This window comes from Desulfovibrio piger ATCC 29098, from assembly GCF_000156375.1.
In the GTDB taxonomy this organism is placed as follows: domain Bacteria; phylum Desulfobacterota; class Desulfovibrionia; order Desulfovibrionales; family Desulfovibrionaceae; genus Desulfovibrio; species Desulfovibrio piger.
The window spans coordinates 764,517-786,754 of the sequence record NZ_DS996359.1; the positions used below are offsets into that span (position 1 = coordinate 764,517).

The 22,238-nt window shown below is 65.6% G+C and carries 19 protein-coding genes; 10 read left to right on the forward strand and 9 right to left on the reverse strand.

The features are described 5' to 3' along the window. Nucleotides 1-124 precede the first annotated feature (124 nt). From DESPIG_RS09870 to DESPIG_RS09895, 6 genes are all read left to right on the forward strand, one after another. The gene (locus tag DESPIG_RS09870; protein WP_006008132.1) at nt 125-997 is read left to right on the forward strand and encodes a methylenetetrahydrofolate reductase; all 873 of its coding nucleotides are present in this window, start codon (nt 125-127) and stop codon (nt 995-997) included. Nucleotides 998-1,307: 310 nt separating this feature from the next. Next, on the forward strand, nt 1,308-2,696 hold the full coding sequence (locus DESPIG_RS09875; RefSeq protein WP_006008135.1) for an MFS transporter: 1,389 nt from the start codon (nt 1,308-1,310) through the stop codon (nt 2,694-2,696). Between the two features lie 17 nt (nt 2,697-2,713). Then, nucleotides 2,714-3,376 (forward strand): flavodoxin family protein, encoded by a 663-nt coding sequence (locus tag DESPIG_RS09880; RefSeq protein ID WP_006008136.1) that lies wholly within the window; start codon nt 2,714-2,716, stop codon nt 3,374-3,376. Between the two features lie 80 nt (nt 3,377-3,456). Beyond that, the gene (locus DESPIG_RS09885; RefSeq protein ID WP_147589015.1) at nt 3,457-3,852 is read left to right on the forward strand and encodes a hypothetical protein; all 396 of its coding nucleotides are present in this window, start codon (nt 3,457-3,459) and stop codon (nt 3,850-3,852) included. 398 nt (nt 3,853-4,250) lie between these two features. Next, entirely contained in the window at nt 4,251-4,586 is a 336-nt protein-coding gene (locus tag DESPIG_RS09890) for an ArsR/SmtB family transcription factor (RefSeq protein ID WP_040369939.1), read from the forward strand. Between the two features lie 68 nt (nt 4,587-4,654). Further along, nucleotides 4,655-8,701, forward strand: a complete 4,047-nt coding sequence (locus DESPIG_RS09895) for an MFS transporter (RefSeq protein ID WP_006008144.1) — start codon at nt 4,655-4,657, stop codon at nt 8,699-8,701. A 202-nt stretch (nt 8,702-8,903) separates the two neighbouring features. Here DESPIG_RS09895 and dnaJ read toward each other — a convergent pair whose 3' ends face one another. Together dnaJ and rpoZ are read right to left on the reverse strand one after the other, a co-directional pair. Beyond that, complete coding sequence (gene dnaJ / locus DESPIG_RS09900; protein ID WP_006008147.1) at nt 8,904-10,088, reverse strand: molecular chaperone DnaJ; 1,185 nt, start codon at nt 10,086-10,088, stop codon at nt 8,904-8,906. Nucleotides 10,089-10,093: 5 nt separating this feature from the next. After that, nucleotides 10,094-10,333, reverse strand: coding sequence for a DNA-directed RNA polymerase subunit omega (gene rpoZ / locus DESPIG_RS09905; RefSeq protein WP_006008148.1), 240 nt, complete (start codon nt 10,331-10,333; stop codon nt 10,094-10,096). A 227-nt stretch (nt 10,334-10,560) separates the two neighbouring features. Here rpoZ and DESPIG_RS09910 point away from each other — a divergent pair, with 227 nt between their 5' ends. Next, a complete protein-coding gene (locus DESPIG_RS09910; RefSeq protein WP_006008150.1) occupies nt 10,561-11,322 on the forward strand; it encodes a tRNA lysidine(34) synthetase in 762 nt (253 codons plus the stop codon). A 570-nt stretch (nt 11,323-11,892) separates the two neighbouring features. Here the strand turns inward: DESPIG_RS09910 and DESPIG_RS09915 are convergent. From DESPIG_RS09915 to DESPIG_RS09935, 5 genes are all read right to left on the reverse strand, one after another. Next, on the reverse strand, nt 11,893-12,519 hold the full coding sequence (locus DESPIG_RS09915) for a tetratricopeptide repeat protein (RefSeq protein ID WP_006008154.1): 627 nt from the start codon (nt 12,517-12,519) through the stop codon (nt 11,893-11,895). Further along, nucleotides 12,516-12,920: a hypothetical protein gene (locus DESPIG_RS09920; protein WP_006008157.1), complete on the reverse strand. Its 405-nt coding sequence runs from the start codon at nt 12,918-12,920 to the stop codon at nt 12,516-12,518. The genes DESPIG_RS09915 and DESPIG_RS09920 overlap by 4 nt, the downstream gene beginning before the upstream one ends. Nucleotides 12,921-12,930: 10 nt before the next feature. Beyond that, nucleotides 12,931-13,599 (reverse strand): hypothetical protein, encoded by a 669-nt coding sequence (locus tag DESPIG_RS09925; protein WP_006008159.1) that lies wholly within the window; start codon nt 13,597-13,599, stop codon nt 12,931-12,933. A gap of 87 nt (nt 13,600-13,686) precedes the next feature. Further along, complete coding sequence (locus DESPIG_RS09930) at nt 13,687-13,875, reverse strand: ferredoxin (RefSeq protein ID WP_040369804.1); 189 nt, start codon at nt 13,873-13,875, stop codon at nt 13,687-13,689. A gap of 147 nt (nt 13,876-14,022) precedes the next feature. Continuing rightward, nucleotides 14,023-15,378, reverse strand: coding sequence for a trypsin-like peptidase domain-containing protein (locus DESPIG_RS09935; protein WP_050760311.1), 1,356 nt, complete (start codon nt 15,376-15,378; stop codon nt 14,023-14,025). 223 nt (nt 15,379-15,601) lie between these two features. On the opposite strand from DESPIG_RS09935, the gene cobT reads away from it, so the two are divergent. The 3 genes from cobT (at nt 15,602) to DESPIG_RS09950 (ending at nt 18,328) form a co-directional block, all read left to right on the forward strand. Beyond that, nucleotides 15,602-16,699 carry a nicotinate-nucleotide--dimethylbenzimidazole phosphoribosyltransferase gene (cobT, locus tag DESPIG_RS09940; protein ID WP_050760312.1) on the forward strand — a complete coding sequence of 366 codons (1,098 nt, stop codon included), beginning with the start codon at nt 15,602-15,604 and terminating at the stop codon, nt 16,697-16,699. Next, nucleotides 16,699-17,685: an ABC transporter ATP-binding protein gene (locus DESPIG_RS09945; RefSeq protein WP_006008166.1), complete on the forward strand. Its 987-nt coding sequence runs from the start codon at nt 16,699-16,701 to the stop codon at nt 17,683-17,685. The genes cobT and DESPIG_RS09945 overlap by 1 nt, the downstream gene beginning before the upstream one ends. A 334-nt stretch (nt 17,686-18,019) precedes the next feature. Beyond that, nucleotides 18,020-18,328 carry a hypothetical protein gene (locus DESPIG_RS09950; RefSeq protein WP_040369806.1) on the forward strand — a complete coding sequence of 103 codons (309 nt, stop codon included), beginning with the start codon at nt 18,020-18,022 and terminating at the stop codon, nt 18,326-18,328. Between the two features lie 54 nt (nt 18,329-18,382). On the opposite strand, the gene DESPIG_RS09955 is transcribed toward DESPIG_RS09950, so the two are convergent. Together DESPIG_RS09955 and speA are read right to left on the reverse strand one after the other, a co-directional pair. After that, nucleotides 18,383-20,095: a DUF6056 family protein gene (locus DESPIG_RS09955; RefSeq protein ID WP_147589016.1), complete on the reverse strand. Its 1,713-nt coding sequence runs from the start codon at nt 20,093-20,095 to the stop codon at nt 18,383-18,385. Nucleotides 20,096-20,099: 4 nt separating this feature from the next. After that, on the reverse strand, nt 20,100-22,016 hold the full coding sequence (gene speA, locus DESPIG_RS09960) for a biosynthetic arginine decarboxylase (RefSeq protein ID WP_040369942.1): 1,917 nt from the start codon (nt 22,014-22,016) through the stop codon (nt 20,100-20,102). Between the last annotated feature and the right edge of the window lie 222 nt (nt 22,017-22,238).

Genomic DNA, 22,238 nt, shown 5'->3' on the forward strand with positions numbered 1-22,238 from the left:
TTTGGCAAGCATCAGGACGGTGGCGGGAGGGGGTAAACAAACTATATTGACTTATCAAGTTATATTGATATAGTTGGATGCATCGAAACCGTTTTTTTGATCCACAGTTCCCAGGAGTTTTGTCATGCAGATCGCCCAGGCTCTCCGCCAGACAACCAAGCCTTTTGTTTCTTTGGAATTTTTCCCCCCTGCCGCGGAAAGTCATCTGCCGGAGTTCTACGAGACCGTGGAGCGCCTGCGCTCGATCGATCCCCTTTTCCTGTCCGTCACCTACGGTGCGGGAGGCGGCAAACAGCAGAACACGTTGAACGTCACGGCGGAACTGGCCCGCCGGGGCTTCACCGTCATGGCGCATCTGACCTGTGTGGGCGCCGAGCCGCAGGCCATCAGTGATTTCGTGGGCAACCTGCGCGCTGCCGGGGTCCACAACGTGCTGGCCCTGCGCGGTGACGCGCCGCGCGGCGTGAGCGACTGGGACTGGAACAAGGGGCATTTCCACAATGCCCGCGACCTCGTGCATTTCTTGCGTTCGGAGCATCCTGATCTGGGCATCGGCGTGGCTGGCTATCCTGCGCCCCATCCCGATGCGGCCACCTTTGCGGCAGACCGGGCCTATCTGGCCGAAAAGCTGCGCGCCGGAGCGGATTTCGTCATCACCCAGCTTTTCTTCGATGTACGCGAGTATGAGTCCCTGGTCAGCTCGCTGCGGGCGGCCGGGCTGGAAACGCCGGTCATCCCGGGCATCCTGCCCATCCAGAGCTTCGACTCCCTGCGCCGCGTGCTGTCGCTGTGCGGGGCCAACATCCCGGGTAAGCTCTATCTGGAACTGGAGGCGGCCCACAACGAAGGCGGTGTGGAGGCCGTGCGCGAAGCGGGCCTGCGCTTTGCCGCCCGCCAGATCCGGCAGCTGCTGGATTGCGGTGCGCCCGGCATCCATCTGTACAGCCTCAACAAGTCCGAGATGTGCCTGCGCTTGGTGGAAGAAGCGGGCCTGTAGGCCATCCCCGCCGGGGAGGCCGTGATCAGTGCATACGAAGGGGCTGCCGGGATAGCCCGCGGTTCCCTGATAAAGAGCGGGAAGGGACATGCTCCCTTCCCGCTCTTTTTTTGTCCATGCCCGTGCGGGCAGCCGCGCGAGGAGGCAGTCTCCGTAACGGCAAGGTCTGTTCCAGGTCCTCCGGCTGTCCGTTCTGGCGTCACGGTAAGGCGTCGACCACGGAAGCCCCGGGCGCTTCGTCGTAACTGTTCTTTTTTTCACGATTTCGTATCCTGTTGACCACCCCCGCTCTCCGGTTTTAGGGTTGTCTATGAGTATCGCAAAAGAACATCGCTGGTTATTGCTGGCTGTCTGCGCGGCGCAATTCTTCATGCCGTTCATGGTGGCCGGGGTCAACGCCGTCCTGCCGCCCCTGGGGGAAAGCCTGGGGGCCAGTGCGCGTGAGCTCAGCCTGCTGGGGGCCGTCTATACGCTGGGACTGGTGGTGTTCCAGCTGGCCGGCGGCACCCTGGGCGACATCTACGGACGGCGCCGTGTCTTCCTTTTTGGCCTGAGCCTGTTCAGTGTGCTGGCTCTGGTGCTGGGCTTCATCCCTCACATCGACGTGTTCATCGGCCTGCGCCTGTTCCAGGGCATGGGGGCCGCCATGCTGAGTTCGTCCAGCCTGGCCCTGCTGGCCTCCGCCGCGCCCAAGGAGATGCGGGCCAGTTATCTGGGCCTCAGCAATGTGGCCGTTTATGCGGGCATCGCCTGCGGGCCGCCGGTGGGCGGTCTCGTGGCCGGCTGGCTGGGCTGGCGCTGGCTGTTCTGGGGCACGGGCCTGGCCGCGCTGGCCGCCATGTGCATCATGATCTTCCGGGTGCCGCTGGAGTGGCGCACCGCCGACAAGGAACCCTTCGACGTGCCGGGCTGTCTGCTCTATGGCGGGGCCATGGCGGCGCTGACCTTTGGGGCTTCCTGTATCGCGGACGATCATCTGGTGGGCGGGGGGCTCTTCCTGCTTTGTCTCGTGCTGCTGGCCTGTTTCGTCTGGCGTGAGCTGCGCAGCCCCTTCCCCATGGTGGACGTCCGTCTGCTGCGCAGGAACAGGGTCCTCAGCCTGTCGCTGGTGGCGGCCTTCGTCAACTACTGTTCCTTTTTCGGCATGGTCTTTTTCTTCAGCCTCTACCTGCAGGTGGGGCGGGGCTTCAGCGTGCAGGAAGCCGGTCTGATGCTGGCGCTCCAGGCCGCTGTGCAGTCCCTGTCCAGCCCGCTGGCCGCCCGCCTTTGCGACCGCTATGACCAGGGCCTCATCAGTACCGTCGGGACGGTGTTCTGCGGCCTGGGCCTGCTGAGTGCGGCCTTCCTGGACATGGATTCCTCGCTTTGGGTCATCGTGGGCGCGCAATGCCTTATCGGCGCGGGCGTCAGCCTGTTCGCCCTGCCCAATACCACCATCATCCTCGAAGCGGCCGGACCGCAGCGGGTGGGGCAGGCCTCCGGGCTGGTGGGCACGGTGCGCACGGCCGGCATGCTGGGCAACCTGACCATCATCACCCTGACCCTGAGCCTTTTCTTAGGCCATGAACCGGTGGGCACGGACAATATCGACGCCTTCCTGCATTGCATGCGGGTGGACATGGTGCTGTTCGGTATCCTGAGCCTGCTGGCCGTGGGTTGTACCCTGGCCCGTAACAGCAGCGGCGCGAAGGCCGCCTGAACCGGAGGCACGATGCCATGAAGATATTCGCCGTCAACGGCAGCCCGCGCAAAACGGGCAATACGGCCACGGTGCTGGAACATTTTCTGGAAGGGGCACGCAGCGCCGGGGCGGATACGGAGCTGATCCATCTGTACGATCTGCGGGCTTCGGGCTGTCGCAGCTGTTTTGCCTGCAAGCTCCGGGGCGGGGCCTCATACGGGCATTGTGCCCTGAAGGACGACCTCACGCCCGTGCTGGCCGCGCTGGAAAAGGCCGATGGCCTTGTCCTGGGCAGTCCTGTCTATTTCGGCAATGTGACGGGCGCCATGCGTTCCTTCCAGGAGCGCCTGTGCTTCCCCTATCTGGTCTATGACCGCCAGCGCAGCACCATCGCGCCCCGTCGTCTGGCAATGGCCTGCATCTACACCATGAACGTGGATGCGGACACCATGCGGCAGCACGGCTACCCCGAAGCCCTGGCTGTCATGGAAGGCTATCTGGGGCGCATCTTCAGCACGCCCTCCGTCCAGTATGTGACCGATACCTGGCAGTTCGACGACTACGCCAGATATGTGGCCGACCGTTTTTCCGAGGCGGACAAGCGGCGCCGGCGCGAGGAGCACTTCCCGCAGGACTGCCGCCAGGCCTTCGCCATGGGGCAGGAGATGGTCCGAAAGCCGGCAGGGGCGGGCGCGTGAGCCGTCACGCTGATATGCCGGAGGCGGAAGATGCCGTGCTGATGTTCCCGTCCCTGTCCCCGGCGGGGGAGGCGATCCCGGTGCGGTGGCATCTCCCGGCCGGTCTGGATGATTTTCCCGGAACGTCGGACTTCCATTTTTGGCGCCGGGCGCCGGAGAGCCCTGTGGGCGTGCTGCATCCGGCCGGGCATCCGGAAGAAGGCCTGCTGCTGGGCGAAGCCTGTGCTCTGGGCTGCGCCAGCCCCTTGCGACTGACAGCGGCCGAGCACGCGCTGCTGGGGAGCTGTCCGGCCGAAGGTCTGGCCTTTTTCTTGTGTCTGGGGGCCCTGACGGAGGAGCCGGGCCGGGCCGAAGTGCGCATCCGTGCCATACTGGCCGTGGCTCTGGACGGAGGAAGGGCCTTGCGCCTTTCCCTGCCGCAGGAGTTGCCGGAGCGGCTGCCCATGGAGCGGCTGTCGTCAGCGTCTCTGGCCTGATCCCTTGAGACCGTGGTGGCGGACGCGGCCCGGGGAAGCGCGCCGTAGCGGGATATGTCCGGTGCAGGCCGCGGGATGCCCCGGTATGGATGTGACAGACCTCCGGTTGCCGCTGCCCGTCCTTCCGGGGCCGTTGGCAAGGCGGCGGCTCAGGAGCGGGAACGGCAGGACCCTTTATCCTTATATGTCCACGAGGGCAGTGCGGCTCCGGTCCGCGCTGCCCTGTTTTTATGCGCTCTGCGCCGGAATCCCCTTTGGCTGCAAGGGCATACGCCGGGACGGGAAGCGCAGGCCGCTTGCTGATAAAACTATAAAACTAGTTTTTTAGTTGACACAATGAAACTACTTTTTTAGTTTGATGTTGACAGCATACTTTCCCAGCGTCTACACCAATGGGCATGAATTCCTCGTATATCACCGCCCTGCCGGACGACTGGGAACGCGTGGCGCGGGTCTTTTCCGCCATGGGGGACGCCACCCGGCAGAGGATCCTCCTGCTTTTCGAGCCCGGGGAGAGCATCAGCCTCAGCAGCCTTGTGGCCACCGTGGGCCTGAGCCGCACGGCCGTGAGCCATCATGTGAACGTCCTCGTACGGGCCGGGCTGCTGATCCCCCGGCGGCAGGGCAAGGAAGTGCTTTACCGGCGCGACCTGCCCTTTGCCCTGGAGATGCTCGACCGGGTGCGGGATTACGCACTGGCCGAGCTGGCCGCGGAGCAGGGCGAGCGTTCCTGAGCCCGCCCTGAGCGGGCAGAGGCTTGGGCAGGGATCGCCGCCATGCACGGGTGCTGCAAGGAGTGCGCATGAGCAGGCGATTTTTGCGACAGACCGTCTCGCTGGGGGTGAGCTACACCCTCGGCACCTTCAACGACAATTTCTTCAAGCAGGCCATCCTGCTGCTGGCCGTGAGTATGGGCCATACGGCCGTGCAGGCCTGGGGCACCGTGCTTTTTTCGCTGCCCTTCGTCCTGTTCTCCGCCTGGGCGGGCTGGCTGGCCGACCGCTACCCCAAGTGCCGCCTGGTTCTGGCGGCCAAGGCCCTGGAAGTGTGTGCCATGCTGGCCGGGGGCTGGGGGCTGCTCCAGCTGCACTGGAGCGGCATGCTGGCCATGCTCTTCTGCATGGGGGCCAGCGCCACCCTGTTCAGCCCGGCCCTCAACGGCTCCCTGCCGGAACTGTTCGCCCGCGAGGACGTGCCCCGCGTCAACACCCTGTTCAAGCTGGCCACCACGGCGTCCATCCTGCTGGGCATCACGCTGGCGGGCGGGGCCCTGGAACGGCAGTGGCTCGCCACGGAGATCCCCTTCGGACACTGGCTGGTGGCTGCCGTGGCCGTGGGCGTGGCGGTGCTGGGCCTGCTGTCCGTGTTCTTCATCCCTTACCGGCCCGCTGCCGCCCGCAAGGAAGATCTGCCGCCCTTCCCCTGGCTGGGGGCCCTGGATTCCGCCCGCGACCTGTGGCATCTGCGTGCCCGCCGGGGCATCTTCTGGTGCCTGTGCGCCGATGCCTTTTTCTATACCCTGTCCACCCTCGTCCTGCTGGAGATCAATGCCTACGGCGTGGCCCAGCTGGGCCTTGGCCCCACCATGGCCAGCCTGCTGCCCGGCGGGCTCATGCTGGGCATCTGCGCCGGGGCCGGTCTGGCGGCCCGCCGTGCCCGTGGGGACTGGCGGCGGAGCGTGCCCCGCGCCTGTGCCGGTATCGGTCTTTTGCTGGCGGTCGCCGGTTGCGTGCCCGTCGCGCCCGAGGCCTTCCGCTTCGGCCTGCTCTTTGCCTGCTATGCGGCGGTGGGCATCTGCGGCAGCCTGTACATCGTGCCGGTGTCCAGCCAGATCCAGCTGCTCCCGGCGGCGGAGGAAAAGGGCCGCATCCTCGGCACCAGCAATTTCTTTTCCTTTTCCGGCATGGCCCTGGCCGGGCCGGTCTATGCCCTGTTGTCCTTCCTGCCGCCTTCCGTGGCCCACATGCTGCTGGGCGGTCTTACCCTGATTTGGGCCGTCTTTTTTGCCCGTCGTCTCAGGGCCGCTTTTCCTGATGGCGATGATGGCGGCGACAGGAGCGGGGTGGAACGCGGCGGCGCTCCCGCAGGGGAGCCTCGCGGCCCCCGGGCCGCTTCGCGTGTCCGCATCCTGCTCTCCCGCATGCTGCTGGGCTGCGGCCGCTGCCTGCTCTCCCTGCGTTACCGTGTCCGGCTGGAAGGACTGGACATCCTGCAGGCCGAAGTGGCGCGGGCGCGTGAGCGGGGCAGGGGTGTGCTCGTCCTGCCCAACCATCCGGCCTTCATGGATCCGGCCCTGCTGTGCACGCATCTTGCCGCCTTCGATCTGCGGCCGCTGGCGGACAGCCATCAGATACGCCGCCCGTGGCTGCGGCCGCTGGCCGCGCTGACGGGCTGCATCTCCCTGCCGGATCTGCGCCGTGCCGGCCTCTCCGCCCGTGACCGGGTGAGGGAAGCGCTGGACAGCTGCGCCGCTGCGCTGGCCCGGGGCGAGAACGTCCTTTTGTATCCCTCCGGTGGTCTGAGCCGTGACGGCGGCACGCATCTGGGCGGCAACAGCGGCGCATACCGGCTGTTGCAGGCCGTGCCCGACTGCGGTCTGGTCCTTGTACGCACGCGCGGCCTTTGGGGCTCGTCCTTCAGCTGGGCGTCAGGGGAGCCCGTGCTGGGCCGGGCGCTGCTGCGCGGGCTGGTGTCGCTGCTCTGTCACGGTCTGTTTTTCCTGCCCCGGCGGGAGGTGCGCATCACCTGCGCGCTGCCGTCCCGCCGTCCCATGGCAGGGGAGGGGGCCCGCCCGTACAATGCCCTGCTGGAGGCGTTTTATGATGCCGACGGCGGGGAAAAGGTCTGTCCGCAGATCCTTTTTCCCTGGCGGGCCGGGGTGCCGTCCGTGGCGGGCACGGGCGCCGCATCGGCCCGGGTGGACGCCACGCCGCCCCAGCTCGCCGCTGCCGACCGGGAAGCCGTGCTGCGCCTGCTGGCGGAAGCGTCGCCTCTGGGCCCGGAGTGGGACAGCCTCAAGGAAGACCAGCGCCTGGACACGGATCTGGGCTTGGACAGTTTGGCCCTGACGGAACTGGCCGTGCAGCTGGAAGAGCATTTCGGCCACGCTCCCGCCAGTCTGGAAGGCTTGCGCACGGTGGGGGACTGTCTGCTGCTGGCCGCCGGGCAGCTGCCGGAGGCCGCGCCGGCGGAAGCGCCGGAAGAGCCCTCCCCCTGGCTGGATGCCGTGCGGGCCCGCCCCGCCCGGGCGCTCAGCCTGCCTGATGCCCCCCATTTGCCGCTGGTCATGTTGCGGCAGTTGCGGCGCGCCCCGTCCCGCCCCCTGCTGGCCGACAACGGCCGGACACTGACGGCGCGTGCGTTCTGGATACGGGCCGTGGCCCTTTCCCTGCATCTGCGCCGCCGTTTGGGCAGCGGACAGCGGGTGGGCATCATGCTGCCCGCTTCGTCAGCGGCTTGTGTGGCCTGGCTGGCCGTGCTGCTGGCCGGGCAGACGCCGGTCATGCTGAACTGGACCACAGGGCCACGCAATCTGCGCCATTGCCTGCGCCTGGCCGGAGTAGGCCACATTCTCAGTGCCCGGGCCCTGCTGGACCGTCTGGAAGGCAGCGGCCTGCGCGAAGCCGCCGGGGAAGCCGGGGCCGCATGGCTGCCGCTGGAAGATGTGGCAGCCTCCCTGTCCCCCTGTCTGCGGCTGGAGGCCGCCTGTCGTGCGTTCCTTTCCATGGCAGGGCTCGAAGGCTGTGCCGTGCCCCGAAAGCTGTCCCCGCTGGCGGCCATTCTGTTCACCTCGGGCTCGTCGGCGGCGCCCAAGGGCGTGCCGCTCAGCCATGACAACATCCTTGCCAATTGCCGGGACGTGGCGGCCATCCTGGCCCTGGACAGCCACGACGCCATGCTGGCCATGCTGCCGCCCTTCCATACGCTGGGCCTCACGGGCAACATCGTGCTGCCGCTTTGTTTCGGCGTGCCGGTGGTCTTCCATGCCAATCCCACGGAAGGCGCCCGTCTGGACGCCGTGTGCCGCCAGTGGCGGCCGACCCTTCTGGTGGCGGCCCCCACCTTTCTGGAGGGTATGCTGCGGCAGGCCCGGCCCGGGGATCTGGCATCGTTGCGCGTGGCCTTCGTGGGTGCGGAGGCCTGTCCGCAGCGTCTTTATGATGATTTCGCCCGCCTGAGCGGCGGCGGGCTGCTGTGCGAGGGCTACGGCGTCACGGAATGCTCGCCGGTCATCAGCCTCAACCTGCCCGGCGATGCCCGCACGGGCACCATCGGCCGTCCCCTGCCTTCGGTGCGCACGGCCATCGTATCCGTGCAGGAGCCCCGGCGGCGGCTGGCAGCCGGAGAGACCGGGCTGCTGCTGGTGCGGGGCCCCAATGTGTTCGGCGGCTATCTGGGGCAGGGCAGCGATGACGGCCCGGCGTCGCCCTTCCTGCGTCTGGACGGCGAGGACTGGTACTGCACCGGCGATCTGGTGCGGGCGGACAGCGGCGGGCATATGACCTTTGCGGGACGGCGGGAACGTTTCGTCAAGCTGGGCGGGGAGATGATCTCCCTGCCGCAGATGGAGGCCGTGCTGGGGCGCCATTTTCTGGCGCCTGCCAGACAGGAAGGACCGGTGCTGGCCGTGGATGCGCTGGAAGAGGAGGGCCAGACCGTGCTGGTGCTGTTCACGACCCTGCCCCTGGATTGCGCCCGGGCCAATGCCGTGTTGCGTGAGGAAGGCCTTTCGGCCCTGTATATGCTGCGCCGGGTACGGCGGCTGGCGGCCCTGCCCCTGCTGGGCTCGGGTAAGGTGGATTACCGGAGCCTGCGGGCCCTGGCCGTGCAGGACGAACATAAGGTTTAGCCGGACGGACTGGATGCCGGAGCCCGTGCGCCGGGCAGATGGGCATCATCCGCCATCACCGTGAGGGCGGAAGGAGAAGCGGGAGCCAGGCCCGTGCTGTGGGCCGTCCCCGCTCTTCCAGCTCCGGTGGGACAGGCCCATGGAGAGGCGGCCTGTATAGCAGGAAGTTCCAATAGAAAAAGGGTGACGGTCTTTGCGACTGTCACCCTTTTGCATCAATGCTTTGGGGAAAGGAGGGGATCCGTCCTCGTGCGCATCCGCGCCCTAGTCCAGCCCCATTTTTTTTGCCCAGCTTCTTGCCCAGCTTTTTGACCTTGTCCAGCGGGCTTTCGCTTTCCAGGCGTTCGAATTCACGCAGCAGCTCGGCCTGCTTTTCCGAGATACGGGTGGGGGTCAGGACTTTGACTTCCACCAGCAGGTCGCCGCGGTTGCTGCGGCCGGGGTAGGGCATGCCCTCGCCCTTGAGGCGCAGCAGGGTACCGCTCTGGATGCCCTTGGGGATGTCCAGGGGCAGCGGGCCCTTGAGGCCGGGCACATCCACGCGGTGGCCGAGGGCCGCCTGTACGAAGCTGATCTCGCAGGTGTAGATGAGATCCTGGCCCTGGCGTTCGTACTTTTTGCTGGGCTCCACATGCAGGACCACATACAGGTCGCCTGGAGGCCCCCCGTGCTCGCCGGGTTCCCCTTCACCGCGCACACGCAGGCGGGTGCCGGTGTCCACACCGGCAGGGACGCGCACCACGATCTCGCGGCGTTCTTCCACGATGCCCTGGCCCTTGCAGCGGGGGCAGGGCTTTTTGATGACCTGACCGGTACCCTGGCAGGTGGAGCAGGGCATGGCGATCTGGAAGAAGCCCTGGGAATGGCGCACCTGACCGGTGCCGTGGCACTGGGGGCAGGTCTCAGGCTGGCTGCCCGGGGCGGCACCGCTGCCGGAGCAGTCGGGGCAGGTCACGTGCTTGGGCAGGGTCAGGGGGATCTCGTCGCCCGTGGCGGCCTGCTCGAAGGTGACTTTCAGGTTGTAGCGCAGGTCGGCGCCCTGCATGGGACGGGGACCGCGTGCGCCGCCGGCGGAAGCAAAGCCGAAAAGATCGCCGAAGATATCGCTGAAATGGGCGAAGATGTCTTCGTTGCTGGTGAAGCCCCCACCGCCCATGCCGCCCTGCACGCCGGCATGACCGAAGCGGTCATAGCGGGCGCGCTTTTCGGCGTCGCGCAGGACGTCATAGGCCTCGGCAGCTTCCTTGAACTTTTGTTCGGCTTCGGCGTCACCGGGGTTGTGGTCGGGATGGTAGCGCATGGCCAGCTTGCGATAGGCTTTTTTGATCTCGTCCTCGCTGGCGCTGCGGTCCACCCCCAGAACTTCGTAATAGTCTCGCTGTGCCATGGCCTCTAGCCTTCGTTCTTGGCGGGCTCCTGACCTTCGGGCAGGGGATTGTACAGGCTCATGTCGTCAGGCAGCACCTTGCCCGCGGCGATCTCGCGCAGAGCGGTCACGGCTTCCTTGTTGCGGCTTTCGATGAGGGGCTCATAGCCTTCACGGTACTGGCGCACACGCTTGATGGCCATCTGGACCAGCAAAAAGCGGTTGTTCACGCGTTCCTGGCAATCTTCCACAGTAATGCGGGCCATAGTTCCTCCGGCTTGCCCGCGAGACAGCGGGCGGAGTGTAAAAATGAATGCCGCCGTACCCGACAGCAGCGGGCGCGGCGCAATAGGGGCAGAACTCTTTGCCTGCCCAAGCGAGTTATGCTATTGGTCTTTTGTGCGGCTGTCAAGGCCGGAGACCCGGAAAATCGTCCCTGCCTGTCCGCCGCCCCCGATCAACGCACTACATGCCCTGCGGGGCAGGAGGACATATGCGCGAAAAACGCTCCTATGCGCAGGAGGTCTGCGTCAAGAGCGCCGGCAAGGCCATGCAGCAGACAGGCATGATCTGGCCCGGCTGCCGCATCGGCGTGGCCGTTTCCGGCGGGGTGGACAGCTTCGTGCTGCTCAAGACCCTGCATATCCGGCAGGGCATCGTGCCCTTCCGTTTCGAGATCATGGCCATCCATCTCAACCCCGGTTTCGACCCGCAAAGCCATATGCCGCTGGCCGCCTGGCTTTCGCAGCACGGCATCCCCTCGCATCTGGAAGTGACGGACTTCGGCCCGCACGCCCATTCGGCCGAGAACCAGCGCCGTTCCCCCTGTTTCCGTTGTGCCTGGCTGCGCCGCAAGCGTCTGTTCGAGCTGTGCTCGCAGTACAGGCTCACCCATCTGGCCCTGGGGCACAATGCCGAGGATCTGGTCTCCACCTTTTTCATGAATTTGTGCCGCAACGGCCGCGTGGACGGCATGAGCATGAACGAGCCCTTTTTCGGCGGCAAGCTGCATCTGATCCGGCCGCTGCTGCTGGTGGAGAAGAAATACATCATCAAGGCCGCCAAGCAGTGGGAGCTGCCCCTGTGGGCCAATGCCTGCCCTTCGGCCGGCAACACCGCCCGCAGCGACATGAGCGAGACCCTCAAGGCCCTGTACGGCGTGGCCAAGGATTCCCGCCGCTGCATCCTCAATGGGCTGAGCCGCTGGCAGCTGGAAAAGAACAGCCTGCCCGATGTGGCGGATGAGGAAGATTGAGCGGGGCCGGAAGGATGCCCGAGGGGTGCCTCACTCACTGCTGTGCCGATCCCGTAACTTTGGGCATCGCTCACGGGCAACGGCCCTGCGGGGTGGCATCCGCTCCGCTCCCGCGTAGGAAAAATGACCTTCCCATCGCATGCTCTCTCCTCCAAGTCCCATTTTATTCAGGCTTGAGAGAACGGAGAGCGGCGTTTTCCGTAAATATTTTACCCCCCTGCCATAGGGGGGCCATGGAACGGCAAAAGGGCAGCCCACGGGCTGCCCTTTTTTCATGTATGCAAGATGTCCTTTTACGGGAGCGCTCCGCGTGGGGGGCCCTGGCCCAGGCTGTTCCAGCGGGCAAAAACGCACCTGCCGGGACACAGGCCGCAGGACATATGCGTCCCAGGCGTGACAAGATGTCCTGCCCGTCGCCCGAAGGCGGGGACCGCCCATCCGGACCGGAAGAAAAGTTTTTGGGAGGAGTGGGGGAGCATGAGGGGGAGAGGAGACCTTTTTTCAAAAAGGTCTCCTCTCCCCCTCATCAAAACTACACTGCCTCAGGGCAGCGATGGCGCGCGTCGTATGCTAGACGCCCTTGGCCTTGAGCTCTTCCAGGAAGCCCTCGGGCACTTCAAAGCCCAGCTCGGCGGCCTTGCTGGCGGACTGGCGGGCTTCGGCGTACTTGCCGAGGTCGAACTGGGCAAGGGCCATGTTGTTCCAGGCGGGAGCAAAGGCGGGTTCCTTGTCCAGGATCTCCTTGCAGAGCTTTTCGCAGGCTTCGAAGTCGCCCTGCATGTAGTAGGCGGTGGTCAGGGCGTTCTTGGCCTGCACGAAGTCGGGATCCCACTTGAGGGCCTTCTTCAGGGCGGTGATGGCCTTGTCCGGCTCGCCGCGCTGCAGGTGCACGAAGGCGATGTTGCTCCACGGCACGGGGAACTTGGCGCGGCACTGGGCGGCTTCTTCATTGTAGCGCAGGCAGCCTTCCAGGTCGCCGCGTTCCAGGCAGATGCCGCCGAGCTGCACGTAGGCTTCGGCCAGGTGGGGGGAGTTGCGCACGGCGTTGAGCAGGGCCTCTTCGGCGCCCACGAAGTCACGCTTGCTCAGCAGGGCCAGGCCCAGGTTGTAGTGATGGTTGGCGCACTGCTCGTTGGCCGCGATCTCCATCTTGAGGTCGGCAATATATTCGTCGATATCGTCGTAACGCTGTTTCATAGGATGTGGCCCTCTTTTTTCAGCAGATCATGATACCAGAGGCAGAAGTCGGTGATGCCCTGGAATTTTTCGTCACGGTTCACAATACCCAGAGCGCATTCCAGCACGCCGCGACCATAGTCGTTGCCGTACTGCTCGTTCCTGGCGGCCTTGAGCTGGAGGAACTCGCGCACCAGCTGCTGGGTAGTGCGCTTGGTCACGTCCAGGCGTACGTCCAGAGGATCGTTGGGCTTCTGGAAGGGGTCCCAGTTATCGTAGCCGATGCGGTCCACGAACTTGCGGCGCCGCGGGTTCATGCGCTCGTAGATCTCACGCTTGAGCTGTTCCTGTTCCTCGTTGAGGCGCTGGGGCGTGCCGTCGCGGAACACGGTAGCGGGAATGAAACTGAGCTCGGAAGGCATGGTGCGCTCCCTATTTTTCAGGCTTGGCCGGGCCGATGCCCAGGTAGGCCTCGTCGTAATTGGTGATGAGTGCCATGGAGAGCGGCACGTAGACTTCGTGCAGCTCGCGGAAGCGGCTGTTGACGGTGCGGCCGATCTCGCGGCTCAGGTCTTCCAGGCGGCTCTGGATCTTGTCCAGATAGACGGTGGGGTACTGCTTGCCCTTTTCGAAGGCGGCGAAGCCGCAGACGTGGCCCTGGCCGGCGATGGCGGTGGGCACGCCGTAGAGGCGACAGGTGATGGGACGGGCCTGGTAGAGCAGGCAGCGGTCGTCATCGCCCAGCAGGGGGCAGCGGCACTTGATGCGCGCGGCTTCTTCCATGATGGCTTCGGGGCTCTTGCCGGACTTTTCTTCCCGGAAGAGCTCGCGCTTGAGGCGGGTCAGATGACGGTCGGTCTCGGCGGCCCTGGTCAGGATGGCCGAGCGCTGCGGACCGTAGTCGAAAGCCTGCTGGAAAGCCCGGTTGATGTACATGGCCTCCACCAGGGAAAGGTCGAACAGGGCATGACAGCAATCGCTGCAGCCTTCCTTGCAGGTGACGCACTGGGCATGGTCGTGCCGGATACGTTCGAACACGGCGTCACAGCTGGCGCGGAGTTTTTCGTATTCGGCAAAAATGGGCTGAAGATCAGGAATCATTGGGGTCGTTCCGCTGGTTATGAAAGTGCCGCCAGACGAAACGCCCGGCGGCACTTTGATTTGCAGGTGCTTGGGCACCCTTAGGGCTTAGGCTTCTTCAACGGTGATGGCGCTGGTTTCACAGACTTCCACACAGGATTCGCAGCCCAGGCACTCTTCGGAGTTCACGGGTTCGGACTTGCCGTCCTTGATTTCGTAAACTTCCACGGGGCAAACGTCCACGCATTCGCCACAGCCCACGCACTTGTCGGTATCGACATTCACATTGTAGCCCATTGTGTCCTCCAGATGTTGAAACGTACGTTTCTTGTAGTCCTCGGGGGGAGGGGTCTCCCCACCCAAGGGAATGCATAGCGTCCCCCCCCTTGGGCTGTCAAGGGAAGATTTCTTTGCACATCGTCGCAGGGGACGTGTCCGGCGCGTTTATTGCAGCAGCACGCGCGCGTAATACGGACGGCCGTCACGGACGATCTGCATCAGTACCTGATTGGCCAGGCGTTCCCGGCGGAACGCGTTGACCAGATCGGCGGTGGTGCGGATGCGCATGCCGCCGATGGCCGCGATGACGTCACCGGGGCGCAGGAAATCCGTGGGGCCGGGGCGGCGCGTCTCACGCACCAGCATGAGGCCGTCGGCCTCGCGCACGCGCAGGCCCCAGCTCTCCTGCATGAGGGACAGGGCCGTGGCATCGTCGAAGGAGGCGGGCTTCACGCGGATCTTTTCCGGCTTGTCGCCGCGCAGCACGCCCAGGGTCAATTCGGCGCCGGGCACCTGGTTGCGCAGGATGTTCACGTATTCGCGGCGGTCGCGCACGGGCGAGCCGTTGATGCTGTCGATGACGTCGCCGGGCTCGATGCCGGCCTTGTCCGCCGGGCTGCCGGGGTAGAGACGGGTGACGATGATGCCGCGGGGCTCGCGCAGGCCCAGGGCCATGGCCATGCGCTGGTCCACGTCGTCGGCGGCCAGGCCCAGCCACAAGGGTGCTACACGGCCCTGGCCCACAAGGTCATCCATGACGCGACGGGCCTTGTTGACCGGGATGGCGAAGCCGATGCCCTCGCCGCGGGCATGGACGGCGGTGTTGATGCCCACCAGACGGCCTTCGAGGTTGAGGAGGGGACCGCCGCTGTTGCCGGGGTTGATGGCGGCATCGGTCTGGACAAGGTCGGTGAAGACGCCGCTCTCGCTGCGGATGGTACGGCCCAGAGCCGAGACCACGCCCGTGGTGACGGTGTGGTTGAAGCCGAAGGGGTTGCCGATGGCGATGACGGTCTCGCCGGGCATGAGGTCGGAGGAATCGCCCAGGGGCACGGCGGGCAGGTCATGGGGGCCCTGGATCTCCAGCACGGCCAGGTCGAAGTCCGGCTCCGCGCCCTTGACCACGGCGGGGAACTGGCGGCCGTCCTGCAGGTGGATCATGACCTCGTCACCACCGGCGATGACGTGGGCGTTGGTCAGCACCAGGCCGCGCTTGCCGTCCACGATGACGCCGGAGCCGAGGCTCACGCGTTTTTGCCGGCGGGGCTGGTCGAAGCCCGGGCCGAAACCGAAAAACTGTTCCATGGGCGAGATGCGCTGGCGCTCCACCACATGGGTGCTGGTGATGTTGACGACGGCGGGGGCCGTGGCCTGGACGGCGCGCACCACAGGGGTCATGCGCGGGCTGGAATCCGGCACGGGCGCGGCGGCAGGGGCCGTGGCCGTACAGAGCAGGGCCAGACAGGCCAGGGTGCCTGCGGCACGGCGCAGGCCGAGGAACAGGGAAAACGACGGATGCATGGTCAACTCCGTGATCGTTGCGGATGGAAAAAGGACGGGAAGGCCGAAAAGGCAGGGGAGCGGGCCGCCGTGGACGGACAGCGGCGATGGCGTGCCGTTGTCCGGGCGGGCCACGCCCGATGCGGTCTTTCCCGCAGGATCCGCCTTTTCTAATACAGGCCGTCACGCAGGTAAAGACGGGCCACGCTTGCGCCGGGCCGGGCAAGACGTTACACAGAAAAACATGAAACAAGTTCCCGTATATCGTGAGGCTGTGGAAGTGCCCGCCCTGCCGGGCCTCTTTATCCGTCCCCTGGAGAGCTCCCTGCTGGAGAAGGCCCAGGCCCATCTGGACAACCTGACCAAGCCGCGCGGCAGTCTGGGGCGCCTGGAAGAACTGGGCCGGCGCCTGTACGCCATGGCCGGAGGCGTCACTCCCCTGAACGTGACTCCGGCCCTGATGCTGACCGTGGCCGGGGACCACGGCGTGACGGCCCAGGGCGTCTCGCCCATGCCGCAGGCCGTGACCCGCCAGATGACGCGCAATTTCCTCAACGGCGGCGCGGGGGTCAACGTGCTGTGCCGCAGCAGCGGCATGGATCTGCGCGTGGTGGATGCCGGGTGCGCCGGTGGTCCCTACGAGCCGCACGAGCTGCTCATCGACCGCCGTCTGGGTGACGGCACCGCCGACATCAGCAAGGGCCCGGCCATGAGCCGCGAGACCTGCCTGCAGGGCCTGCGTCACGGCGTCGCCCTGGTGGAGGAGTTCGCGGACAAGGGCTATCGCTGTTTCGGCACCGGCGAGATGGGCATCGGCAACTCCACGCCGGCCACGGCCATCAACTGCGCGCTGTTCGGTTTCGACCCTGACGAGGCCACGGGCCCGGGGGCCGGTTCCGATCCCGAGCGGGTGCGCCACAAGGCCGCCATCGTGCGGCGCGCCCTGGAGGTCAACGCCGCGGCCCTGAAGGGCGACGGGGTGGACATCCTGGCCGCGCTGGGCGGTTTTGAGCTGGCCATCATGGCCGGCATCATGCTGGGGGCCGCGTCGCGTTCCCTGCCCATCCTGGTGGACGGCTTCATCTGCAGTGCCGCCTATGCCGCCGCGGTGCGCATCTGCCCGCTGGTGGCCCAGTACGCCATCCTGTCCCATGCCTCGGCCGAACCCGGCCATGTGCCCGCCCTGGGCGCGCTGGACGGCGGCAGGCCCCTGCTGCACCTGGACATGCGGCTGGGCGAGGGCACCGGCGGCGCCGTAGCCTATCATCTGCTGCGCTGCGCCGTGAACATCTTCAACGAGATGGCCACCTTTGCCGAAGCGCAGGTGGACGAAGGCCTGTGATGGAGAGCGGGACCAGGGACGACGTGCTGACGCTGGAGGATGTGCGCTGCCATTTCCCGGTGCGTCAGGGCATGCTGGGCGAAGTGCGCCATCTGCGGGCCGTGGACGGGGTGGATCTTGTCCTGCGGCCCGGCCAGAGCCTCGGGCTGGTGGGCGAGTCCGGCTGCGGCAAGTCCACGCTGGGCCGTCTGGCCTGCGGCCTGCAGCGTCCCACCGGCGGCCGCATCCTGTTCCGGGGCGCGCCGCTGCCGTCTGCCGGAGCGGGCAGCATGGCGGCCGGGCGCATCCAGATGGTCTTTCAGGATCCGTTCTCTTCCCTCGATCCCCGCTGCACGGTGGGCACCTCGGTGGAGGAGAGCCTGCTGGCCGGGGAACGACTGAGCCGCAAGGAACGCCGGGAGCGGGTGCGGGACATGTTCGCCACCGTGGGCCTGGCCGGTCTGGAGCGCCGCTATCCGCACGAGTTCTCCGGTGGCCAGCGGCAGCGCATCGCCGTGGCCAGGGCGCTCATGACCCATCCTGACCTCATCGTCTGTGACGAGCCCGTTTCGGCGCTGGATGCCTCGGTGCAGGCACAGATCCTCAACCTGCTGCGGCAGGTGCAGGAGGACTTTGGGCCCGCCTATCTGTTCATTTCCCACGATCTGGCCGTGGTGGGCTTCATGTGCCCCCGTATCCTGGTCATGTATCTGGGCCGCTTCGTGGAAGAGGGCCCGCGCGAGCGCCTGCTCCGGGAGCCCGCCCACCCCTATACCCGCGCCTTGCTGGCCTCGGTGCCTTCCTTTGAGGATCTGCGCGACGGCAAAAGCCCGGTGCGTGCGCCCCAGCAGAACATCCGGGGCGAGCTGCCGAGCCCGCTGGATCCGCCGCCGGGCTGCCGTTTCCATCCCCGCTGCCCGCAGGCCACGGAACGCTGCCGTGAGGAAGCACCGCAGTGGAAGGAGCTGGAGCCTGGCTGGCGGGTCCGCTGCCATCTGTATGGATAAGTGATGTTTTTTCAGGGGGAAGGGCCTGGTCGTAACGGACGCGTCCCTGCGGGCCGTCGTTGGGTCGCCAGTTCGCGCGCCAAAGGGGCCTTCCCCCTGCACTCTCCATCCCCCCCTCCCACTGGCGAATATTATCAGGAAGGACGGGAGCGCAGCATCCCTGGAAGGCCGCGTATGCCTGTCTGTCCCCTGTCTGCGAAAGTAGTGCTCCTGTCCTTCCTAGCTGTTCGTGGCGAAGGAGAAGCCGTGCCATCAAAAAATTTGTCGGGACATTTAATTGAAAATGAAATTCTTTTTCTATATATTCACACAAACACCCAGCAAAGGAGAGCGTATGGACAATCGCTTCGGGACGACTTCCGGCATGGTCATCCAGACCGTCATGGAAAACGGGCAGGAATTCTGCCTGGCTATCGACGAGCGCGGCCTGTATCTGACCAGCGCCCGCTATCTGGACAGGAACCTGGCGGACCCCCACCGTTATTCCGGCAGCAGGGCCACCACCAGGGCCCGTCTGCTGGCCCTCGATCTGGATCCCGTCCGTCTGGCCGAGGCCAATGCCCACCGCATCCCGGTCTACACCGACGAAGCCAAGAAGAAGATCAACCCCATCAAGGCGTCCAAGCGCGGTCTGAAGGGATGATGGCAGGACGCTGCTGATCACGGCGGCCCGGTGGGGATCATCGGGCCGTTTCGTTTATGGCCGGGATGAGGTGGCGGATGGCCAGTCCAGGCGTTGCCAGACCACCTGGCCACCGGCATCTTCCCGGCCGATGTACGCGATGTCCTCAAGCCGGCGCAGCCCCCGGAGATGGACCAGGGCCTTGCCGTCCTTGCCCCTGGTCACGGCCGGTTTGAACCAGGGGTTCAGGGCGTTGGCTCCGCGCGGGGCCGCAGGCGGAGGGGTGAGGTGGAGCATGACTTCTCGCAGCATGGACGAGATGGTTTGCTCATGGGTGTGGCAGGCCAGGTGGAGAGGGCGGTCATCCAGGCCGTCCAGATAGAGCATGTGGCTGGTCGCGAAAGCCCTGATATCCGGCATCCCCGGCAGGGGACGGGCATCCTGCCAGGGCACCAGCCGGCTCCACTCCTGTGTCGGACCCATGAGGATGGCGTCCCGCGTATGGTAGCTGGGATAGAAATATTTGTCGCTGCCCGGATAATCCATATGGCGGACATCCAGCGTGCCGTTCCGCGCGGCGGCCTGTTTGGCCGCTATCAGGGGGGCTGCCTGCCGGAAGACCTGGGCCTGCTGCCAAAGGGAGAAAACGAGCAGCAGCAGGAACAGGCTGCGTGCCGCGTATCCGAACAGGCGGGGGACAGAAAGGCGGAACAGCAGGGCGCATGTGGACAGGACAAGCCAGAAATAACCGGCGGTCATGGCCCTGTCGGCGCGGGAGGGGCTCAGGACGAAGGCGCCGATGCAGGCGTGTCCCATCAGGAACAGGAGCAGGGCGGGCAGCCAGATATCCCGGGACAGCTCCCGGCGACGGTACAGGCAAACGAGGGCCCCCAGATCCAGCAGGTAAAGCGGCAGCAGCTCCAGCTGCTGGGTGCTCCAGAAGATGAGGAAGCTATGGAAGGCTTTCCAGGAGGCCAGCGGGACCAGTCCCGATCCCAGTGCGGCGGCACGGGCCAGGTTGCCCGGTGCGGCGATGAGCGCCAGCCAGCCGGCCACGGCTCCTGCCAGACCTGCCACGGCCCAGAGCGGCAGGTGTCGGCCCGCTTTTTTCTGGACCACGCAGGCCCCCAGAGCCAGCAATATCAGGAGCATCCCCAGGCTTTCATTGCTCCAGCCGGCCAGCAGACCGGCCAGCAGGAAGGCAGCTTCGCCGGGAAGGCGGGACAGGCTCCCGTCCAGCCAGAAGCGATAGGGCAGCAGGAAGAGGACGGCCAGCAGCAGGGTATAGCCGTAGTTGGCCGTACCTGTACGCCAGAAGAAGGCCGACCCGAAGGCCGGCAGCATGAACCACAGCAGTCCGCCCAGCAGGATGATCTGCCAGGGGACGAGCTTTTTTCGCCACCGTTTTCCCCAGAGCAGGAGCAGGCTGAAGAACAGCAGGGCCGTATGGACCAGCGGCGTGAGCACCGCATGCAGCCAGTCCGGGGCCAGCAGCAGGCAGCGGGCCAGGAACTGGCCGATGAAGCGGCCGTTCCATTGCAGATATTCCTGCCACTGGAGGCGCAGCAGATCGGCCAGTGAAGACGGCGGGGCCGTCGCGGACACAGGCTGTCCCGCTGATGTCAGGGAAGGCATGGAGAGCCCGGCGGCATAGATGATGTCATCCGCTTCCCGGGGACTGAGCCAGCAAAAAAAGGCCATGACGAAGCTGCTGGCCGCCAGGGTCAGAATGATGGCCGGCAGGGAGGATCCCCTGCCGGCCATCACGGAAGTCGTATGCGGGGGCATGTGCCTAGCGTTCGAAATAGGTGTAGCCGCGCAGGCCGTCTTCGAAAGCCTGGAGCACGGCAAAGCGGTCGCTGGGCGTCAGGCGTCCGGCACGCACGGCGCGTTCGGCCGTGGCGCGCAGGTCGTCCAGGATGCGGCGGGGGTCGTACTCCACATAGCTCAGGATGTCGGCCACGGAGTCGCCCCGGATCTCGCGCACGTACTCATAGCCGCCGTCGGGGTTGACGCGGATGGAGACCACGTTGGTGTCGCCCATGAGGTTGTGCAGATCGCCCAGGGTCTCCTGATAGGCACCCACCAGGAAGACGCCCAGGTAGTATTCCTCGCCGTCCTTCAGGGGATGCAGGTCCAGGGTGGTCTTGAGGCCCTGCGGGTCGATGAAGTGGTCGATGCGGCCGTCAGAGTCGCAGGTGATGTCCGAGATGATGCCCTGGCGCGAGGGGAACTCGTTGAGGCGGTGCACCGGCATCACCGGGAAGAGCTGGTCGATGGCCCAGCTGTCCGGCAGGGACTGGAAGACGCTGAAGTTGCCGTAGTAGATGTCGGCCAGGCTCACGTCGATGTCCTGCAGGTCGCGGGGCACGGTCTTGAGCTTCACCTTCTCCTGGGCGATGCGCATGATGATGGCCCAGAAGAAGCGTTCCGAAAGGGTGCGCTGGCGCAGGTTCACGCGGCCCGTGGAAAAGAGCTTGCGCATCTCGTCACGGTAGTAGATGGCGTCGTTGTAGCATTCCTGCAGGTTGCGCAGGCTGATGTTGCCGTAGACCTCGCGCATGTTCAGCACGGGCTCGGGGGTGTCCTCGGGCAGCTCGGCGGGCAGCTGGGCTTCTTCCACGGCGCTCACGTCCAGCACGTTGAACAGCAGCACGGAATAGTAGGCCACGGTGGCGCGGCCGGATTCGGTGATGATGTGCGGGTGCGGCACCTGCTGCTCGTCGAGGATGCTCATGATGGCTTCCACGATGTCGGCGCTGTATTCGTCCAGATTGTAGTTGCGCGAGGAAATATAGTTGGTGTGCGAGCCGTCGTAGTCCACGGCCAGGCCGCCGCCCAGGTCAAGGTAGCCCATGGGCGCGCCTTCCTGCACCAGGCCCACATACAGGCGCGCGCCTTCCATGACGCCGGTGCGGATGTCGCGGATGTTGGAGACCTGGGAGCCCAGGTGGTAGTGCAGCAGGCGGAAGCAGTCCAGCATGTCGCAGGCCTTGAGCTTGTCCACCACGTCCACGATCTGGGCCGGGGAAAGGCCGAAGGTGGAGCGCTCGCCGCCGGAGTCGGTCCAGTGGCCGCTGGCCTTGACCGAGAGCTTGGCGCGCACGCCGATGTTGGGGCGGATGCCCAGTTCACGGCTGCGGGAGAGCAGCACGTCCAGCTCGCTGGGCATCTCCAGCACGAAGAAAAGGTTGAAGCCCAGACGCTGGGCCTGCAGGCCCAGGTCGATGAACTCCTCGTCCTTGTAGCCGTTGCAGACGATGCAGGCTTCGGTATCGCGCATCAGGGAGACGGCGGCGATGAGTTCCGCCTTGGAGCCCACTTCCAGACCGTGATGGTAGCGGGAACCGAACTGGGCGATCTTTTCCACCACCTGTTGCTGCTGGTTGACCTTGATGGGGAAGACGCCGCGGTACTGGCCCTGATAGTTCAGGTTCTTGATGGCCTTGCGGAAGGACTCGTGCAGGCTGGCGATACGGGAGTCGAGGATGTTTTCCACGCGCAACAGCACGGGCATGTCATAGCCGCGTTCACGCAAGCCGGAGATGATCTCCGGGATGGAGATCTGCGGGCCTTTGGGGCCCTGCGGGCAGACGACCACGTCCCCTTCATCGGACACCGTAAAAAAGCCGGCTCCCCAGTTGCGGATACCGTACAGTTCGATGGAATCTTCCACCCGCCACTGTTGCAATGCGCGGTTTTTTGCCAATTCTTGTGCCTCCAGCATCGGAAATTTCGGATGAGTTCGCGGGCTCTCCCGCCGCGGGATTATTATGCCCGCACAGGGGGGAAAGTCAATTGTCCCGGGGCCGCGGTCCGTCCGGGAAGGCAGGGCGGGCAAGCGCTCCCGGGCAGGGCCTCCATTTGTTTTCTTGACGCGATGTGCCTGGTGTGCAACGTTTTTGAGGCATCATTCAGAAAATCGTGAGGA